This is a genomic window from Mesorhizobium koreense, from assembly GCF_031656215.1.
GTDB classification, from domain to species: domain Bacteria; phylum Pseudomonadota; class Alphaproteobacteria; order Rhizobiales; family Rhizobiaceae; genus Mesorhizobium_L; species Mesorhizobium_L koreense.
This window is the reverse complement of sequence record NZ_CP134228.1, coordinates 394,682-413,359: the sequence shown is the minus strand read 5'-3', so window position 1 is coordinate 413,359 and position 18,678 is coordinate 394,682. Positions and strand designations below refer to the sequence as shown.

The window sequence follows — 18,678 nt, the reverse complement described above, 5'->3', positions numbered from 1 at the left end:
AGCGGACGGAGTGGGGGTCGATGCCGGAGCATTGACCGGCGTTCACAGCGGAACCGGGTTTCTCGTTGCGCTCGCAGTACCCCTGATCGCCTGGCAGCTTGCCATCTTCGTCTTCCGCCCCGCGCCCTACATCCTTCCTTCGCCGGTTGAGGTGCTTGCCGCATTCGCGCGTCAGCCCGGCTTCTTCGGCTGGAACGGGCTCGTCACGGTGAGCGAGATCGCGCTCGGCTTCCTCTGCGGCGCCTCGTTCGGGGCGCTGGTGGCGCTGGCGATGGCGGCGCTGCCGCGCTTCGAGCGGCTCGCATGGCCGCTGCTTCTTGTCGTCCAGTCCTTTCCAGTCTTCGTCGTCGCACCGCTTCTGGTGGTTTGGTTTGGCTTCGGCATGGCCTCGAAGGTGATCATGGCCTCGATCATCATCTTCTTTCCCATCGCTTCCACCTTCGCGGATGGGCTCCGCCGCACCGATCCGGATATCCTCGACGCGGTAGCGCTGACATCCGCCACGCGCTGGCAGACGCTGCGTTACATCCGCCTGCCGCTTGCCATGCCGGCGCTGGCTTCGGGCCTACGCATCGCCGCACCGCTTGCGCCGCTCGGCGCCGTGGTGGGCGAATGGGTCGGCGCCTCGGCCGGGCTCGGCTTCGTCATGGTGCAGGCCAATGCCCGCATGCAGACCGACAGGGTCTTCGCCGCCATGGCGCTGCTCGCCGCGCTCAGCCTCATCCTCCGCTGGGCTGTCGATCGGCTCGCTCCGCTGCTCACGCCTTGGGAAGCGCAAGACAAGGACACTCCATCATGAAACCGAAATCCCTGCTTGCCGCCGCCGCTCTTGCTGCGGCGCTGTTCGCCACGCCCGCGCTCGCTGCGGATAAACTGACGGTCCTGCTCGACTGGTTCGTCAACCCCGATCATGCGCCGCTGGTGGTGGCAAAGCAAAAAGGCTTCTTCAAGCAAGAGGGGCTGGACGTCGAACTGGTGCCGCCTTCCGATCCTTCCGCTGTGCCGCGCTTGGTGGGCGCGGGGCAGGCGGATGTCGGGGTCTATTACCAGCCCAACCTCTATCTCGACCATGCCGCCGGCGTGCCCATCGTCCGCTTCGGCACGCTGGTCGAAACGCCGCTCAACAGCGTCATCGCGCTCGCCGACGGGCCGGTGAAATCGTTAGCCGACCTGAAAGGGAAATCGGTCGGCTATTCGGTGTCCGGTTTCGAGGACGCGTTGCTCGCCGAGATGCTGTCGAGCGCCGGGCTCGGGCTGAAGGACGTCAACCTCGTCAACGTCAATTTCTCGCTGTCGCCATCGCTCATTGCCGGCAAGGTCGATGCCGTCATCGGCGGCTACCGCAATTTCGAGCTCACCCAGATGCGGCTTGCCGGCCATCCCGGCCGCGCCTTCTATCCCGAGGAGCACGGCGTGCCGCCCTATGACGAGCTGATCTACATCACGCGGCCCGAACTCGCCCACGATCCCCGCCTGCCGCGCTTCCTCGCGGCGGTGGAAAAGGCGGCGCTCTGGCTGACCAATCATCCGGACGACGCCTGGCAGGCCTTCATCGCCGCCTATCCGGACCTGAACGACGCCCTGAACAAACAAGCCTGGCAGGACACGCTGCCGCGTTTCTCCAAGAGCCCGGCCGCGTTCGATGCGGAGCGCTATCGGCGTTTCGGCGATTTTTTGGTCAAGCGCGGGCTCATCAAACAGGCGCCGCCGCTGGGGGATATTTCGGTGGAGGTAGGCGCGGGGGGATGAACGCTGCTCTTGCGGGATAATCCGTCTGAAGATCGTACGAGTTTTGCCGCTTGTTAACCCCTCCCCACAAGGGGGAGGGGAATTTTGCTCCGATGCCGCTTGGCGCGAATTTCGACGATTTTAGCTAGGAGAACGATGCCAGCGCCTCCCTCCCCCTTGTGGAGAGGGGACAGGGGTGGGGGTTCGAAGCCGCGCGAATTCCATATATGATTATCCTGCCCTAGTGGGGTGACGGATGACGCGTAAATCTCACCCCTCCAGCAGCGCCGCCGCGGTCCTTTCGTCGGTGATGAGCCCGTTGACCAGCCGCCGGTTGGCGGCGGCGCGGATGCCGGGCAGCTTCCTCTCGCCCATGGCGAGCGCCACCACCAGCGACTTCTCGCGTGACGGGATCGGCGCCGACGCGACCCGGTCGTTGGTTATGCCTTCGATCATCCGCCCGTCGCGGTCGAAGGCCCAGCCGACGATCTCGCCGACCGCTCCGGCCTTCTGCAACGCCTTCAGTTCCGCTTCCGTAATGAACCCGTCCTCGTAGAGCGGCGCGTTCGGTCCGAGATCGCCGAGCCCGATGAAGGTCACGTCTGCGCGGGCGGCGAGAGCCAGCGTTGGCTGGATCATCGGCTGGGAAAGCAGCATCGCGCGCTCGTCGGGCGAGGAGACGATGACGGGGAGCGGCATCGGGAAGCTGCGCGCCTTGACCGTGTCGGCGAGCGTGAAGATGACGTTGTAGAAGGCTGCCGATCCGTCCGGCGCGATGTTGCCGGTGAGCGACACGACCTTGTGCTGCGGGCACTCCATCGCCGGAAGCTGTTCGACCGCCGCCTTCAGCGTGCGGCCGGTGCCGAGCGCCATGACGATCGGTTCGGGCGAGGAAAGCCGCCGCTCGATCTCGGCGGCGGCGGCTTCCGCGACCCCGATGGTGGTCGAGGGCGAATCCGGGTCGCTCGGTACGACTTCCGCCAGGTCGAGCGCGTAGCGCGACTTGAGACGCTGTGCCAGTTCCAGGCAATTGGCGATCGGATGATCGATACGGACCCGAACCAATCCCTCTGAAACAGCGAGCGAGACGAGCCGCTGCGCCGATTGGCGCGAAACGCCAAGCTTGGCGGCGATCTGGTCCTGCGTGTTGCCGGCGACATAATAGAGCCAGCCGGCGCGCGCCGCATCGTCGAGCCTGCTTGAATTGCCGCTTTCCTGGCGCCCGTTCATGCCCGGATTCCTGCCCCTCTCCGCTTTGCCATTGCCGATCTGCCGCCGCAAGGGCAACGGTCGAAAGATCGCTGCCCCGCTCATTCCAGCGCTTAGCCTACGGCAGAGCAAATGCTCTATTCAAGAGCGGATATTTGAAAGATGGTACGAGCGTGCAGTGCAGTGAATTACACGGAAGCTAGAAATAGAGCGCCAAAACAACGAATTATGAGGAGCTATATCAGCTTGATAGCAGCTCTACATAATCGGCCTGCCGCAGCGCAGCAACGAATGAGGGTTGACATTTGTCATTCTCATTGAATAATTGCTCATCAGAAAGGCAATTGCTCATAAATTGCGTTTGTCTGGGAGGATATCCATGAAATTGAAATCGCTCATTCTCGGCGCGTGTTCCGTTCTGGCCATGGCCGGTTTCGCGCGGGCGGAGACCACGCTCACCATCGCCACCGTCAACAATGGCGACATGATCCGCATGCAGGGCCTGACGGACGACTTCACCAAGGCGAACCCGGACATCAAGCTGAACTGGGTGACGCTGGAGGAGAACGTGCTGCGCCAGAAGGTGACGACCGACATCGCCACCAAGGGCGGGCAATACGACGTCATGACCATCGGCACCTACGAGGTGCCGATCTGGGCGAAACAGAACTGGCTCCTGCCGCTCGACAATCTCGGCTCGGATTACGACGTCGACGACCTCCTGCCGGCGATCCGCAGCGGCCTTTCGGCCGACGGCAAGCTCTATGCCGCGCCTTTCTACGGCGAGAGTTCCTACACCATGTACCGCAAGGACCTCATGGACAAGGCCGGGCTGAAGATGCCCGACAAGCCGACCTGGGACTTCATCAAGCAGGCGGCCGACAAGATGACCGACAAGGCGAACGGCGTCTACGGCATCTGCCTGCGCGGCAAAGCCGGCTGGGGCGAGAACATGGCCTTCCTGACCGCCATGTCCAATTCCTTCGGCGCGCGCTGGTTCGACGAGAAATGGCATCCGCAGTTCGACCAGCCGGAATGGAAGGACACGCTTTCGTTCTACGTTGACCTGATGAAGAACGACGGGCCTCCCGGCGCTTCCTCCAACGGCTTCAACGAGAACCTCGCGCTCTTCCAGTCTGGCAAATGCGGCATGTGGATCGACGCCACCGTCGCGGGCTCCTTCGTGACCGATCCGAAGAACTCCAAGGTTGCCAAGGATGTCGGCTTCGCGCTGGCTCCGAACAAGGAAGGCGTCGACAAGCGCGGTAACTGGTTGTGGTCCTGGGCGCTCGCTATCCCCGCCGGCACCAAGAAGGCGGAAGCGGCCGAGAAATTCGTCTCCTGGGCGACCAGCAAGCACTATCTCGACGTCGTCGCAGCCAAGGACGGCTGGGCCAATGTACCGCCCGGCACGCGCACCTCGCTCTACGAGAACCAGAAATATCTCGACGCGGCGCCCTTCGCCAAGATGACGCTGGAATCCATCAAGGCCGCCGATCCCGAGCATCCGACCGTCAAGCCCGTGCCCTATGTCGGCGTCCAGTTCGTCGCCATTCCCGAATTCCAGGGCATCGGCACGGCCGTCGGCCAGCAGTTTTCGGCGGCGCTTGCCGGCCAGATTTCGGTCGATCAGGCGCTTTCGAGCGCGCAACAACTGACGACGCGCGAGATGACAAAGGCCGGATACATCAAGTGAACCTCCCGCCTCCGGGGCTCGGCTCTATCCCAGTGGAGCCGTAGCCCCGGATTTTTTTCAACCGGTGTCATTTCCTGAGGGGAAGTGCCATGGCCACGTTGCACACCCGCGCCAGCGCCCGCCTGATGATGTCGCCGGCCGTCATCCTGCTGTTCGTCTGGATGATCGTGCCGCTGGCGATGACCCTCTATTTCTCGTTCCTGAGCTACAATCTGCTGACGCCAGGCGCGCACAACTTCATCGGCTTCCTCAACTACTCCTATTTCCTCACCGACCCGGCCTTCCTGATGGCCATCGGCAACACGCTCCTGATCGTCGTCGGCGTGCTGCTTATCACCGTCATCGGCGGCATCCTTTTGGCCCTCGTGCTTGACCAACCCTTCTGGGGGCAGGGCATCGTGCGCCTGCTCGTCATCGCGCCGTTCTTCGTCATGCCCACCGTCTCGGCGCTGGTGTGGAAGAACATGTTCATGAACCCGGTCTATGGCCTCTTTGCCTGGATCGCGCGCGGGCTGGGCATTACGCCCGTCGACTGGCTGGCCGACGTACCGCTCTTCTCCATCATCCTGATCGTTGCCTGGCAGTGGCTGCCCTTCGCGACGCTCATCCTGCTGACGGCGCTGCAGTCGCTCGACGGCGAGCAGAAGGAAGCCGCCGAGATGGACGGCGCCGGCGCCGTCTCGCGCTTCATCTATATCGTGCTGCCGCACCTTTCGCGCGCCATCACTGTCGTCATCCTCATCCAGACGATCTTCCTGCTTTCTGTCTTCGCCGAGATCCTGGTGACGACCAATGGCGGCCCCGGCATCCAGAGCACCAACCTCACCTATCTGGTCTATGCGCAGGCGTTGCTGCAGTTCGACGTCGGCGGCGCCTCGGCGGGCGGCATCATCGCCGTCGTCCTCGCCAATATCGTCGCCATCTTCCTCATCCGTCTGATCGGCAAGAACCTCGACCGGTGAACCGCCATGGCACGCGCGACAACGACCAAGAGCAAGATCACTTTCACCATCGTCGGATGGCTGTGCGGGCTGTTCCTCTTCTTCCCGATCCTGTGGACCTTCCTGACCAGCTTCAAGACGGAGGGCGACGCCATCGCCAACCCGCCTTACTTCCTGTTCTTCCACTGGACGCTGGAGAATTACGCGGAGGTGCAGGCCCGCTCGGACTATCTGCACCACTTCCTGAATTCGGTGACCATCTCGGTCGGCTCTACCATCATCGGTCTCATCATCGCGGTGCCGGCGGCATGGGCGATGGCCTTTTCGCCGACCAAGCACACCAAGGACGTCCTGATGTGGATGCTCTCCACCAAGATGATGCCGCCCGTCGGCGCGCTGATCCCGATCTACCTGATCTTCCGCGACTGGGGCCTGCTCGACAGCCGCATCGGCCTGACCGCCATCCTGATGCTGATCAACCTGCCGATCATCGTGTGGATGCTCTACACCTATTTCCGCGAGATCCCCGGCGAGATACTGGAAGCGGCGCGCATGGACGGGGCCTCGCTCGCCAAGGAGATCATCTACGTGCTGACCCCGATGGCCATCCCGGGCATCGCCTCGACGCTTCTCCTCAACATCATCCTGGCCTGGAACGAGGCGTTCTGGACGCTCAATCTCTCGACCTCCAAGGCAGCGCCGCTCACCACCTTCATCGCGTCCTATTCGAGCCCGGAGGGCCTGTTCTGGGCGAAGCTCTCGGCGGCATCGACGCTGGCGATCGCGCCCATCCTCATCATGGGCTGGTTCTCGCAGAAGCAACTCGTGCGCGGCCTCACCTTTGGCGCCGTGAAATAGGCGGCGTCAGGATCGTTCATCGGAGAAAACCATGGGCAGCATCTCTCTGAGCAGCGTCAGGAAATCCTTCGGGACGACAGATGTCATCCCCGGCATCGATCTCGACATCGAGGATGGCGAGTTCGTCGTCTTCGTCGGCCCGTCGGGCTGCGGGAAGTCGACACTGCTCCGCCTGATCGCGGGGCTCGAGGACACGACCGGGGGCAAGATCCTGATCGACGGCAGGGACGTGACCGACGCGCCGCCGGCGAAGCGCGGGCTCGCCATGGTTTTCCAATCCTACGCGCTCTATCCGCATATGAGCGTCTACAACAACATCGCCTTCCCGCTGAAGATGGACAGCCAGTCGAAGGACGTCATCGACAAGAAGGTGCGCGAGGCGGCGCGCGTGCTGAACCTGACCGACTATCTGGAACGCCGGCCCGGCCAGCTTTCCGGCGGCCAGCGCCAGCGCGTCGCCATCGGCCGCGCCATCGTGCGCCAGCCCTCCGCCTTCCTCTTCGACGAGCCGCTCTCCAATCTCGACGCGGCGCTGCGCGGCACCATGAGGATCGAGATCAGCGAACTTCACCAGCAATTGAAGACGACCATGATCTACGTCACCCACGACCAGATCGAGGCCATGACCATGGCCGACAAGATCGTGGTGCTGAACGCCGGCCGCATCGAGCAGGTCGGTTCGCCGCTGGAGCTTTATCGCACGCCGGCCAACCTCTTTGTCGCCGGTTTCATAGGCTCGCCGCGCATGAACCTGATCGAGGGCGCGGAAGCGGGAAAGATGCAGGCCAAGACCATCGGGTTCAGGCCGGAACATATCAGGCTCTCGCCGACGGAGGGTGCGTGGAGCGGCACGGTCGGCGTCACCGAGCATTTGGGCTCCGACACGCTTCTCCATATCGACGCCGACGAGCTTGGCCCGATCACGGCGCGTGCCGACGGCGAGTTCATAGTGAAAAGCGGTCAGCGCATCTTCATGACGCCGGATAGGGAGCGCATGCACCGCTTCGACGAAAAGGGACTGGCAATAAGATGAGGCTCGAAGGCAAGAGCGCGCTGATAACGGGTGCGGCGCGTGGCATCGGCCGTGCCTTCGCCGAGGCCTATGTGCGTGAGGGCGCGACGGTCGCTATAGGCGACATCAATATCGAGGCGGCTCAGAAGACGGCGGCCGAGATCGGGCCGCAAGCCTATGCGGTGAAGCTCGACGTCACCGAGCAGGCGTCCATCGACGCGGCGCTGAAGGCGATCGAGGAGAGGGCCGGCGGCATCGATATCCTCGTCAACAATGCTGCCTTGTTCGACATGGCGCCGATTGTCGAGATCACGCGCGCCAGCTACGAGAAGCTCTTCGCCGTCAATTTCTCCGGCACGCTGTTCACGCTGCAGGCGGTGGCGCGCTCGATGATCGCGCGCGGCAAGGGCGGCAAGATCATCAACATGGCGAGCCAGGCCGGCCGCCGCGGCGAGGCGCTTGTGGCGATCTACTGCGCCACCAAGGCGGCGGTGATCAGCCTGACCCAATCGGCCGGGCTCGACCTCATCAAGCACCGCATCAACGTCAACGCCATTGCGCCGGGCGTGGTCGACGGCGAGCATTGGGAAGGTGTGGACGCGCTCTTCGCGAAATACGAACACCGGCCGAAGGGCGAGAAGAAAAGGCTGGTCGGCGAGGCGGTGCCCTACGGTCGGATGGGAACGGCGGCTGATCTGACCGGCATGGCGGTCTTCCTCGCCTCGGCCGAGAGCGATTACGTCGTCGCCCAGACCTACAATGTCGACGGCGGCAACTGGATGAGCTGAGCGCGGTGGTTGGCTATCCCCCTCTCCGCCCCGTTATGCGGGACACCTCTCCTACTGGAAGGCAGGGCTGTCGCGTATGGCGGATGTCCCCCACTCCGTCCGCGGAGCCTGTTCTCGGGCTTGCCAAAGGCAAGACCCGGGGGCGGCCACCTCTCCCCCACACAAATGGGGTAGAGGAAGGGAGCCAAGCCTTGCAGCCGGTGCTTCCTCTCCCCCGTCGAGCGGGGGAGAGGTGGTTTGCGAAGCAAATCGGAGTGGGGGTCGAACTTCATAGGCGATCGCGCTGCCTTGAAAGGAGAGGGGGAAATAGGCCGTTCCGGCGGCTCGGAAGAGGTCATTCCCATGGGCATTAAACTATCATTGAAGGCTCTGGATTCGCTCCCTCCCTCCGTCGCCGCGCCGAAATACGAGCGCGCCGATCTCTCTCCCGGCATCCTGCATTTCGGCGTCGGCAATTTCCATCGCGCCCATCAGGCGGTCTATCTCGACGATCTGTTCGGCTCGCGCCGCGATCATGACTGGGCGCTGGTCGGCGCCGGCGTGCTGCCTTCCGACGAGGCGATGCGCGAGAAGCTCGGCGCGCAGGACTGGCTGACGACCGTGGTCGAGCAGGACAGCGACCATATGGCGGCGCGGGTGACGGCGCCGATGGTCAGCTTCGTAACCGCCGCCGATCCCGAGGCGCTGCTTTCCCGCCTGGCCGATCCGGCAATCCGTATCGTCTCGCTCACCATCACCGAGGGTGGCTATTTCATCGATCCGGCGTCGGGAAAATTCGATCCCGCGCATCCGGCGATCGCCGCCGACGGCGCCGACATCACCCATCCGAAGACGGTGTTCGGCTTCATCGTCGCCGGGCTGATGCGCCGCAAGGCGGCCGGCACGGCGCCCTTCACGATCATGTCCTGCGACAACATCCCCGGCAACGGCCATGTCACTTCCGATGCGATCCAGGGGCTCGCCGGGCTGGTCAATCCGGCGCTCGCCCAATGGATCGGCGCCAATGTCGCCTTTCCCAACAGCATGGTCGACCGCATCACGCCGGCCACCTCCGACCGCGAGCGTCGTTTGCTGGCGGATGAATTCGACATCGAGGACAATTGGCCGGTCTTCTGCGAGCCCTTCCGGCAATGGGTGCTGGAAGACAAATTCACCGCCGGCCGCCCGGCGCTCGAAACCGTTGGCGTGACCTTCGTGGAGGATGTCGCGCCGTGGGAACTGATGAAGATCCGCATCCTCAACGGCGGCCATGCGGCGATTGCCTATCCGGCCGGGCTGATGGACATCCATTTCGTCCACGACGCGATGGAGGAGCCGCTGGTTTCGGCCTTCCTGACCAAGGTGGAGCAGGAGGAGATCATCCCCATCGTGCCGCCGGTGCCGGATACCGACCTCAACGACTATTTCAGCCTGATCGTGGAGCGCTTCTCCAATCCGAAGATCGGCGACACGGTGCGCCGGCTTTGCCTCGACGGCTCCAACCGCCAGCCGAAATTCATCATCCCCTCGATCGCCGATCGTCTGAAGGCCGGCATGGGCGTCACCGGTCTGGCGCTGGAATCGGCGCTCTGGTGCCGCTACTGCTACGGCACGACCGATTCCGGCGCCGTCATCGAGCCGAACGACCCAGCCTGGGATCGCATGCAGAAAACGGCACGCGCGGCGAAGGACAATCCTGGCGCATGGCTCGCCATGGCCGATATCTATGGCGATGTCGGGAAATCCGAAACCTTTGCCCGGGCCTTCGCCCACAGTCTCGATACGCTCTGGGCGAAGGGCGCGCGCGAGACGCTGAAGGACTATCTGGCGGGCGCGCTTTGAAAAAGCGATAAGGACAGCGACGTCGGCCGGCTGCCGCCGGCGCGTCGTCATTCGCCAGGAGATCGGGCATGGATCTGGGCTTGAAGGGAAAGGTCGCCGCCGTCACCGGCGCCAGCGTCGGCATCGGGCTCGGCGTCGCCGAGGCCTTCGCCCGCGAAGGCGCGCATGTGGTGATGGCCGCGCGCGGGGAGGAACGGCTTGCGAAGGAAGCGGATCGCATAGCCGGCGATCATGGCGTGCGCGCGCTGCCGGTCGCTTGCGATGTGGCGACGGCCGGGGGCGCTGAGCGGCTGGCGGCAGCGGCGCGCAACACCTTCGGCGGCGCCGACATCCTCGTCAACAATGCCGGCACAGGCTCCAACGAGAGCATCATGGAGGCGCCGGACGAGAAATGGCAGGCCTATTGGGAACTGCATGTCATGGCGGCGGTGAGGCTGGCGCGTGCCTTCGTGCCGATGATGCGCGAGCGCGGCGGCGGCGCCATCCTCCACAACGCGTCCATCTGCGCCGTGCAGCCGCTCTGGTACGAGCCGATCTACAATGTGACCAAGGCCGCGCTGGTCATGTTCTCCAAGAACCTCGCCAATGAGGTGATCAAGGACAATATCCGTGTCAACACCGTCAATCCGGGGCTCATCCTGACGCCTGACTGGATCAAGACGGCCAGACAGCTCACCGCCTCGGCGGGCGGCGACTGGGAGGCCTATCTGCAGACCGTCGCCGACGAGCATGCGCCGATCAAGCGTTTCGGCACGGTCGATGAATTGGCCGATTTCTTCGTCTTCCTCTGCTCGGATCGCGCCTCCTATTCGGTCGGTTCGACCTATCATGTCGACGGCGGCATGCTGAGGACGATATGAGAGCGCCGGAAGTGCGGAAAGGCGCGGAATCTTGAAACAACCCGATCTTATCATCTTCGATTGCGACGGCGTGCTGGTCGACAGCGAGCCGATCTCGATCGCCGTGCTGCTCGACGTCATGGCGAAGGCTGGCCATGTCATGGACGAGCAGACTGCCTACAAGCTCTTTCTCGGGCGTTCGATGGCGACGACGATCGAACTTCTGCGCAACGATTTCGACTTCGTCGTCACCCCGGCCCATCTCGACCAGGCGCGGGCGACCCTCAACGACCGATTCCGCCGCGAGCTGAAGCCGATACCGGGAATCAAGAATGCGCTCGGAAAGCTTTCGGAGCCGCGCTGCATCGCCTCCTCCAGCAAGCCCGAACGCATCCGGCTGTCGCTTTCCGTCACCGGCCTGTTGGACCAATTCGAGCCGCACATATACAGTGCCTCCATGGTGGAAAGAGGCAAACCCGCCCCCGATCTTTTCCTCCATGCCGCGCGCGGCATGGGCGTCGCGCCCGACGACTGTCTCGTGATCGAGGACAGTCCGGCCGGCGTCGAGGCGGCCAAGGCGGCAGGCATGCGCGTCTTCGGCTTCACCGGCGGTTCCCACGCGCTTGCCGGCGGCTTGGCCGCGGCGCTGGCGCTTTTGGAGCCGGACGCCGTCTTCGATGACATGCGCCTTCTGCCGACTCTCGTGGCCGCTCTCGGCAAGGGGCACTGATGGCGCCTCTCGTCTGTGCCGTCGATGTCGGTACGACGAGCGCGCGCGCCGCGATCCTGGACAGCAAGGGCAGGCTACTGGGCCGCGTCGACCATGCCATCGCGATCCGCAGGGTGGGGCCTGACATAGCCGAGCACGCTTCGGAAGATATCTGGCACGCGGTCTGCCACGCCGTGCACGGCGCCCGCGCGGCGGCGGGCGCGCGCCCCGAGGAGATTGCCGGCATCGCCTTCGACGCGACCTGTTCGCTTGTCATCCGTGACGGCGAGGGGGAGCCGCTAGCGCTTTCCTCATCCGAGGGGCAGGACTGGGATACGATCGCCTGGCTCGACCATCGCGCGCAGGCGGAAGCGGCCGAATGTTCCGCGACCGGTCATGCCGTTCTGGACACCGCCAGCGGCGTCATGTCGCCGGAGATGCAGATCCCCAAGCTGATGTGGCTGAAGCGGAACCGGCCGGATATCTGGGCGAAGACGGGCCATCTCTTCGACCTCGCCGACTTCCTGACCTGGAAGGCGACCGGCGGCACGGAGCGCTCGCATTGCACGCTCGCCTGCAAGTGGACGTTCAATGCGGGCAGCGAGCCGGGCTGGAACACCGGTTTTCTGGATGCCGTCGGCCTCTCCGACCTGCTCGAGCGCGGCGGTCTGCCCGAATGGACGCGCCCTGTCGGCTCCGATCTCGGTCCGCTAACGGTCGAGGCGGCGGAAGCACTTGGCCTTACCCCACAATGCCGGGTGGCGGCGGGCATGATCGACGCCTATGCCGGGGCACTCGGCGTGCTTGGCGGATATGCGGGGAACCCGGCCGAACTTTCCGGCCGCGCCGCGCTCGTGGCGGGAACGTCGAGCTGCGTCATGCTGTTTTCGCCGGAGCCGGCGCGCTTTGCTGGCGCATGGGGACCGTATCATGGCGTTGCCCTGCCGGATCTATGGGCGAGCGAGGGCGGGCAATCGGCGACCGGCGCGCTGCTCGATCATGTCATCCGCTGGCATGGCGCCGAGCCGAACGCCGCGACGCACGGACGTATCGTGGCGCGCATCGCGGAACTGCGCGCGGCCGAAGGCGAGGAATTCGCCGCCGGCCTGCATGTGCTGCCCGATTTCCACGGCAACCGCTCGCCCCATGCCGATCCTCGCGCGCTCGGCGTGATCAGTGGGCTCGCGCTCGACACGTCCTTCGACGGCCTCTGCCGGCTCTACTGGCGCATGGCGGTGGCGATCGCGTACGGCGTACGCCAGATCGTCGAGGCGATCCGCGAAGGCGGCCATCCGGTCGAGCGCCTGCATCTGGCCGGCGGCCATTTACGTAATCAATTGCTTACTGATCTTTACACGAGTGCCATTGGCTGCACCCTCGTCGAGCCGGCGGCCGAGGACGCGATGCTTCTCGGAACCGGCATGGCCGCTGCCGCCGCGGCGGGCCTTCATCCTGGCCTTCCGGCTGCTGCCGTCGCGATGCGGCAGGGAGAAATAGAGCACCAACCGGACCCGGCCGCGTTCGCCCGCTTCGATCGCGATTATCGGATATTCCTCGAAATGCAGCGGCACCGGCAGGCGCTCGAAGCCATAGTGTAAGAGAATACTTACCTTGCCAGGTCGGCGACCAGCGCGTCGAGGACCAGCACGCCGGAAGGCGTGGCCCTGAGTCGCGAATTGCCAACCGGTTCGATCAGATCCTCGTCGCGCAAGATGGTGACGCGGTCCGAGGCGAGCGGCCGTCCGGCCAGCGCCTCGTAGCGCGCGACGTCTATGCCTTCCGCGAGCCTCAACCCCATCAGCAGGAACTCGTCGGCTTCTTCCGAGCGCGTCAGCCGCTCGCCGCCGGTGATGCCGTGTCCCTTGGCCTCGACGAGGTTCAGCCATGTCTCCGGCATCTTCTCGGCGATGGTGACGATGCGGCGGTCGTTCTCGACAAAGCGGCCATGCGCACCCGGCCCGATGCCGACATATTCGCCGTAGCGCCAGTAGATGAGATTGTGCCGGCTTTCCGCGCCCGGCCGCGCGTGGTTGGAAATCTCATAGGCGGGCAGGCCGCGTTTTTGCGTGACCTCCTGCGTGACGTGGTAGAGTTCGGCGGCATGGTCCGGATCGGGTACGGCGAATTTCCCCGCCGCATGCAGCGCGTGGAAGGGCGTGCCATCCTCGATGGTGAGCTGGTAGAGCGACAGATGGTCGGCGGCGTAGCCGATGGCTTCTTCGAGTTCGGCCGCCCAGGCTTCCGGCGTCTGGTGCGGGCGGGCGTAGATCAGGTCGAAGGACATGCGCGGGAAGATCGCGCGGGCGAGGCCGATCGCCTTCAACGCCTCGGCGACATTGTGCAGCCGCCCGAGAAAACGCAGATCCGGATCGTTGAGCGCCTGCACGCCGAGCGAGACGCGATTGACGCCGGCGGCGCGATAACCGCGGAAGCGGTCGGCCTCGACCGAGGACGGGTTGGCCTCCAGCGTCACCTCGATGCCGGCCGGCACATGCCAGTTCGCCGCCACCGCATCGAGGATCGCGCCGACAGTCTCCGGCCGCATCAGCGAGGGCGTGCCGCCGCCGAGGAAGATGCTGGAAACGGTGCGCGGCCCGGTGCGCGCGGCCGTAGTCTGCATCTCGCGGGCGAAGGCTGCGGCAAAGCGCGGTTGATCGACCGGCTGGTGCCGGACATGGCTGTTGAAGTCACAGTAAGGGCACTTGGCCGCGCAGAACGGCCAATGCACATAGACGCCGAAGCCGGGGTCGGTCATCTCTTTGCCTGCATCCGTTGCGTACCCGTCGGATCGACCCCCACTCCGATTTGCTTCGCAAACCACCTCTCCCCCGCTCGACGGGGGAGAGGAAGCGATTGCGCGGCTGCCGCCCTTTTCCTCTCCCCGGGGCAGGGGGAGAGGTGGCCCGCGAAGCGGGACGGAGTGGGGGTGCTTCTTATCGCTGGGCTGTTCATGCCGGCTCCAGCATGGCGGTGGCGAAGCGCGCGAAGGCTCGGGCACGGTGCGACAGGCCGAGGTCGCCGCGCCCGGCTTCCCAGGAATGCTTCTCGCCAGAACTCATCTCGCCGAATGTCTGCGCATGGCCATTGGGCTTGAAGACCGGATCGTAGCCGAAGCCCCGTGTGCCGCGCGGAGGCCAGACCAGCTTGCCTTCGACCTCGCCGCGAAAATATTCCGCGTGGCCGTCCGGCCATGCGAGGCACAAGACGGCGACGAAGCGTCCGCCACGCCGGGCAGGCTCGGTCGCACCCTTTTCCTGCAGCAGGTCCTCGACCTTCCGCATAGCCATTCCGAAATCGCGGCCTGATCCGCCGGCTTTTTCGGCCCAGTCGGCGGTGTAGACGCCGGGATCGCCGTCAAGCGCGTCGACCTCGAGGCCGGAATCGTCCGACAGCGCCGGAAGCCCGGTCGCGGAAGCGGCGGCAAAGGCCTTGGTATAGGCGTTTTCCTCGAATGTCGTGCCCGTCTCGGGCGGCTCGGGGAGGCCGAGCTCGCCGGCCGACGTCGCCTCCAGCCCGTAAGGCATCAGCAACTCGCGGATCTCGCGCAATTTGCCGTCATTATGGGTGGCGACGACGATCTTTTTCGAGTCGAGCTGCCGCATTCAGAGCCCCCAGATTTTCGGTTCGGCGAATTCGAGCGAATTGCCGGCCGGATCGCGGAAATAGATGGACCTGCCGCCATTCGGCCATTTGAAATCGGCCTCGACGGTGACGCCTTTCTGCTCCAGATCGCGCCGCCACGCCGCGATTTCTTCGCCGCTGGCGCGGAAGCAGAGATGGCCCGGCCCGCGCGTGCCGTGCGGCGGCACCGGCAGTCTCGCACCGGCCGGTGGCGAGACCTCCGTGGCATCGGCGTTGAAAAGCAGAAGCACGCCGTCGCCGCAGCGGAAGAACACATGCCGGCCCTCGGCCTTGGCGATGCGCGTCAGGCCGAGCGCTTCGCCATAGAATTCCTCCGCCTTGTCGAGATCGTCGACATAGAGCGCGGATTCCAGGATGGCGTCGGGAGTCATCGGTTTTCCGTCAGGCGATCGCCATCTGCTGCAGGCTGACCAGCCGTTGGATGCCCTTGCGCGCCAGCGTCATCAATTCGGCGAACTGGGCTTCCGAGAAAGGCTCGCCCTCCGCCGTGCCCTGGATTTCGACGATGCCGCCCTTGCCGGTCATGACGAAATTGGCGTCGGTGCCGGCGGACGAATCCTCCTCGTAGTCGAGGTCGAGCACCGGCTGCCCGGCATGGATGCCGCAGGAGATCGCCGCCACATGGTCCTTCAGCACCTTCTGCACGGAAACCATCTGGCGCGCCGCCATCCATTGCAGGCAGTCGTTGAGCGCCACCCAGCCGCCGGTGATGGAGGCCGTGCGCGTGCCGCCGTCGGCCTGCAGCACGTCGCAGTCGACGGTGATCTGAACCTCGCCCAGCGCCTGCAGATCGACCACGGCCCGGAGCGACCGGCCGATCAGCCGCTGGATCTCGAGCGTGCGTCCGCCCTGTTTCCCGGCCGAAGCCTCGCGGCGCATGCGCTCACCCGTCGAGCGCGGCAGCATGCCGTATTCCGCCGTTACCCAGCCGCGGCCGGAATTGCGCATCCAGCCCGGCACCTTCTCCTCCAGGCTTGCCGTGCACAGGACATGCGTGTCGCCGAACTTGACGAGGCACGAGCCCTCGGCGTGCTTGGCGATGCCGCGTTCGAAGGAAATCGCGCGCATTTCGTCGTTGTGGCGCTTGGATGGACGCATGAAAAACATTCTCCGGACAGGTTTGGCGGCTTGTAGCGCCATGGGGAGGGGGACGCAAAGGAAAAGGCCGTTTGTCCAGCATGCGTTGCGTTACCGGCACATGGCCTTATATTTTCACATGTCCAGGGAGCATCTCGTGACGAAGCCGTTGATGGACCAGAACCTGCAATTGCTCGATGCGCGCTCGCGCGACATCTTCCGCCTGATCGTCGACGCCTATCTGCGCGACGGAGAGCCGATGGGCTCGCGCAATCTGGCGCGGCTGTTGCCGCAATCCCTGTCGCCGGCGACTGTGCGCAACGTCATGAGCGATCTTGAACAACTCGGCCTCATCTACGCGCCGCATATCTCCGCCGGTCGCCTGCCGACGCAGAAGGGGCTGCGCTTCTTCGTCGACGCCTTCATGGAGATCGGCGATCTGTCGGACGAGGAAAGGCGGGTCATTGAGGCTCAGGTCAAGGCTTCGGGCAGCGGCGCCTCGCTGGAGCACGTGCTGACGGAGGCCAGCCAGATGCTTTCCGGCCTGTCGCGCGGCGCCGGCCTCGTGCTCGCCACCAAGAGCGAATCGCCGCTCAAGCATATCGAATTCATCCAGCTCGAGCCTTCCAAGGCGCTCGCCGTGCTCGTCTCGCAAAGCGGCGATGTCGAGAACCGCGTCATCGAAATTCCGGCCGGCGTCACCACCTCGCAGCTTCATGAGGCATCGAATTTCCTCAACGCGCATATACGCGGTCGTACGCTCGCCGAAGCCCGCGGCGAGATCGAGCGGCTGAAGGAGGAGACGCGCACCGCGCTCGACGTGTTGTCCCAGGAACTCGTCGAAAAGGGGCTCGCCGTATGGGCCGGAACCGAGGGCGACCTGCCGGCAAGGCTCATCGTGCGCGGCCGCGCCAATTTGCTGGAGAATGTCACGGCGCAGGCGGATATCGAGCTCTTGCGCCATCTCTTCGAGGATCTGGAGACCAAGGAAGGGCTGATCCAGCTTCTCGATCTCGCCGAGGAAGGGTCGGGCGTGCGCATCTTCATCGGTTCGGAGAACAGGCTTTTTTCGCTTTCAGGCTCGTCGCTGGTGGTCGCGCCCTATCGCGACAAGGACCAGCGCGTTGTCGGGGCGCTCGGCGTCATCGGCCCGACCCGGCTCAACTATGCGCGCATCGTGCCGATGGTGGACTATACCGCGCAGCTCATCAGCCGCATGTTCGGCTGAGTGCGGGATCTGGGAAGGAGAGCGGCATTGTTCGGGCTGATCAGCAGGATGCGGGCGCAGGCGGGCAGGCGCGGTGAGTTGATGGAAATCCTGCTCGCCAGCACCAGCTCGATGCCCGGATGCCTGAGCTATGTCGTCGCCGAGGATGCCGCCGACGCCGATGCGATCTGGATCACCGAGATTTGGGAGGACGAAGCGAGCCACAAGGCGTCGCTGTCATTGCCGGTTGTCCAGGCCGCGATCGGCAGCGCGAAGCCGATGATTGCCGGCTTCGAGGCGCAGACGCGCACGAGGCCGCTCGGCGGCGCCGGGCTGTCCGTTCTGCGTTGAGTCCTTCGCAAACTTGTTTACCCTTGATTTTGCTACCTTGAACCTCGATATCGGGCGCAACTCCCCGATCCCACGAACGATGGTAGGAAGATGAGCAACAAGCCCGGAACCGAGGATGCGCGCGAGGTCGAGCCGGACATGGAAGCCGCCGCTGCTCCCTCCGATGCAAGAGAGGAAAGTCCATATCAGGCCGATCACGAGGCCTTCATGCGGCTTGCCAAGGAAAACGAGGAACTGAAGGACCGCGCCCTCCGGATCGCGGCGGATATGGAGAATCTGCGCCGCCGCACGGCCCGCGACGTGCATGATGCGCGCGCTTACGCGATCGCCAATTTCGCCCGCGACATGCTCGGCGTCTCCGACGATCTGAACCGAGCGCTGGCGGCGATCCCGGCTGAAGCCAAGGCCTCGGGCGATGCCGGCTTCAAGACGCTGATCGAGGGCGTCGAGATGACCGAGCGCGCCATGCTGAACGCGCTCGAGCGCCATGGCGTCAAGAAACTCGAGCCGCAGGGCGAAAAATTCGACCCGAATTTCCATCAGGCGATGTTCGAGGTTCCCAATCCCGATGTGCCGGCGAACACGGTCGTGCAGGTCGTGCAGACCGGCTATGTGATCGGCGATCGCGTGCTGAGGCCCGCCATGGTCGGCGTCTCCAGGGGCGGCCCAAAGCAGGTCGCGCCGCAGCTCGCCGCCGAGCCCGGTCCGCCCGACGCCCAGTCCGAAAAGGACGCGTGAGGCGCGGAAAGCGTAGTCTTCCTCCCCTCTCCCCCATCCGCTATTGAAGGATGGGAGGCGCG

19 protein-coding genes are annotated in these 18,678 nt (G+C 64.7%); 14 read left to right on the top strand and 5 right to left on the bottom strand.

Annotated features, from left to right (window positions below; all coding sequences use genetic code 11):
- Positions 1–31 precede the first annotated feature (31 nt).
- Positions 32–799, top strand: a complete 768-nt coding sequence (locus RBH77_RS01900) for an ABC transporter permease (RefSeq protein WP_311030465.1) — start codon at positions 32–34, stop codon at positions 797–799.
- Entirely contained in the window at positions 796–1,749 is a 954-nt protein-coding gene (locus RBH77_RS01895) for an ABC transporter substrate-binding protein (RefSeq protein WP_311030464.1), read from the top strand. Before RBH77_RS01900 ends, RBH77_RS01895 begins: the two co-directional genes overlap by 4 nt.
- Before the next feature lie 249 nt (positions 1,750–1,998).
- Here RBH77_RS01895 and RBH77_RS01890 read toward each other — a convergent pair whose 3' ends face one another.
- Entirely contained in the window at positions 1,999–2,958 is a 960-nt protein-coding gene (locus RBH77_RS01890) for a sugar-binding transcriptional regulator (RefSeq protein ID WP_311030463.1), read from the bottom strand.
- 358 nt (positions 2,959–3,316) lie between these two features.
- On the opposite strand from RBH77_RS01890, the gene RBH77_RS01885 reads away from it, so the two are divergent.
- The 9 genes from RBH77_RS01885 (at position 3,317) to RBH77_RS01845 (ending at position 13,199) form a co-directional block, all read left to right on the top strand.
- Positions 3,317–4,633 carry an ABC transporter substrate-binding protein gene (locus RBH77_RS01885; RefSeq protein WP_311030462.1) on the top strand — a complete coding sequence of 439 codons (1,317 nt, stop codon included), beginning with the start codon at positions 3,317–3,319 and terminating at the stop codon, positions 4,631–4,633.
- Positions 4,634–4,722: 89 nt separating this feature from the next.
- Positions 4,723–5,595, top strand: a complete 873-nt coding sequence (locus RBH77_RS01880) for a carbohydrate ABC transporter permease (protein ID WP_311030461.1) — start codon at positions 4,723–4,725, stop codon at positions 5,593–5,595.
- 6 nt (positions 5,596–5,601) lie between these two features.
- Positions 5,602–6,432, top strand: coding sequence for a carbohydrate ABC transporter permease (locus tag RBH77_RS01875; RefSeq protein WP_311030460.1), 831 nt, complete (start codon positions 5,602–5,604; stop codon positions 6,430–6,432).
- Between the two features lie 31 nt (positions 6,433–6,463).
- The gene (locus tag RBH77_RS01870) at positions 6,464–7,465 is read left to right on the top strand and encodes an ABC transporter ATP-binding protein (RefSeq protein ID WP_311030459.1); all 1,002 of its coding nucleotides are present in this window, start codon (positions 6,464–6,466) and stop codon (positions 7,463–7,465) included.
- Entirely contained in the window at positions 7,462–8,232 is a 771-nt protein-coding gene (locus RBH77_RS01865) for an L-iditol 2-dehydrogenase (RefSeq protein WP_311030458.1), read from the top strand. The genes RBH77_RS01870 and RBH77_RS01865 overlap by 4 nt, the downstream gene beginning before the upstream one ends.
- A gap of 342 nt (positions 8,233–8,574) precedes the next feature.
- Positions 8,575–10,053 carry a mannitol dehydrogenase family protein gene (locus RBH77_RS01860; RefSeq protein ID WP_311030457.1) on the top strand — a complete coding sequence of 493 codons (1,479 nt, stop codon included), beginning with the start codon at positions 8,575–8,577 and terminating at the stop codon, positions 10,051–10,053.
- Between the two features lie 68 nt (positions 10,054–10,121).
- Positions 10,122–10,913 carry an SDR family NAD(P)-dependent oxidoreductase gene (locus tag RBH77_RS01855; protein WP_311030456.1) on the top strand — a complete coding sequence of 264 codons (792 nt, stop codon included), beginning with the start codon at positions 10,122–10,124 and terminating at the stop codon, positions 10,911–10,913.
- A gap of 31 nt (positions 10,914–10,944) precedes the next feature.
- Complete coding sequence (locus RBH77_RS01850) at positions 10,945–11,622, top strand: HAD family hydrolase (RefSeq protein WP_311030455.1); 678 nt, start codon at positions 10,945–10,947, stop codon at positions 11,620–11,622.
- Positions 11,622–13,199 (top strand): FGGY-family carbohydrate kinase, encoded by a 1,578-nt coding sequence (locus RBH77_RS01845; RefSeq protein ID WP_311030454.1) that lies wholly within the window; start codon positions 11,622–11,624, stop codon positions 13,197–13,199. The genes RBH77_RS01850 and RBH77_RS01845 overlap by 1 nt, the downstream gene beginning before the upstream one ends.
- A gap of 8 nt (positions 13,200–13,207) precedes the next feature.
- Here RBH77_RS01845 and hemW read toward each other — a convergent pair whose 3' ends face one another.
- From hemW to rph, 4 genes are all read right to left on the bottom strand, one after another.
- Positions 13,208–14,356: a radical SAM family heme chaperone HemW gene (gene hemW, locus RBH77_RS01840; RefSeq protein WP_311030453.1), complete on the bottom strand. Its 1,149-nt coding sequence runs from the start codon at positions 14,354–14,356 to the stop codon at positions 13,208–13,210.
- A 193-nt stretch (positions 14,357–14,549) separates the two neighbouring features.
- Complete coding sequence (locus tag RBH77_RS01835) at positions 14,550–15,203, bottom strand: non-canonical purine NTP pyrophosphatase (RefSeq protein WP_311030452.1); 654 nt, start codon at positions 15,201–15,203, stop codon at positions 14,550–14,552.
- Positions 15,204–15,614 (bottom strand): VOC family protein, encoded by a 411-nt coding sequence (locus tag RBH77_RS01830; protein WP_311030451.1) that lies wholly within the window; start codon positions 15,612–15,614, stop codon positions 15,204–15,206.
- Positions 15,615–15,624: 10 nt separating this feature from the next.
- The gene (gene rph / locus RBH77_RS01825; RefSeq protein ID WP_311030450.1) at positions 15,625–16,341 is read right to left on the bottom strand and encodes a ribonuclease PH; all 717 of its coding nucleotides are present in this window, start codon (positions 16,339–16,341) and stop codon (positions 15,625–15,627) included.
- A 151-nt stretch (positions 16,342–16,492) separates the two neighbouring features.
- On the opposite strand from rph, the gene hrcA reads away from it, so the two are divergent.
- The 3 genes from hrcA to grpE all read left to right on the top strand — a co-directional run bounded on the left by hrcA (position 16,493) and on the right by grpE (position 18,616).
- Positions 16,493–17,548, top strand: a complete 1,056-nt coding sequence (gene hrcA, locus RBH77_RS01820) for a heat-inducible transcriptional repressor HrcA (protein ID WP_311032720.1) — start codon at positions 16,493–16,495, stop codon at positions 17,546–17,548.
- Between the two features lie 27 nt (positions 17,549–17,575).
- Positions 17,576–17,878 carry a putative quinol monooxygenase gene (locus RBH77_RS01815; protein ID WP_311030449.1) on the top strand — a complete coding sequence of 101 codons (303 nt, stop codon included), beginning with the start codon at positions 17,576–17,578 and terminating at the stop codon, positions 17,876–17,878.
- 138 nt (positions 17,879–18,016) lie between these two features.
- Complete coding sequence (grpE, locus tag RBH77_RS01810; RefSeq protein ID WP_311032718.1) at positions 18,017–18,616, top strand: nucleotide exchange factor GrpE; 600 nt, start codon at positions 18,017–18,019, stop codon at positions 18,614–18,616.
- The last annotated feature ends 62 nt before the right edge of the window (positions 18,617–18,678 follow it).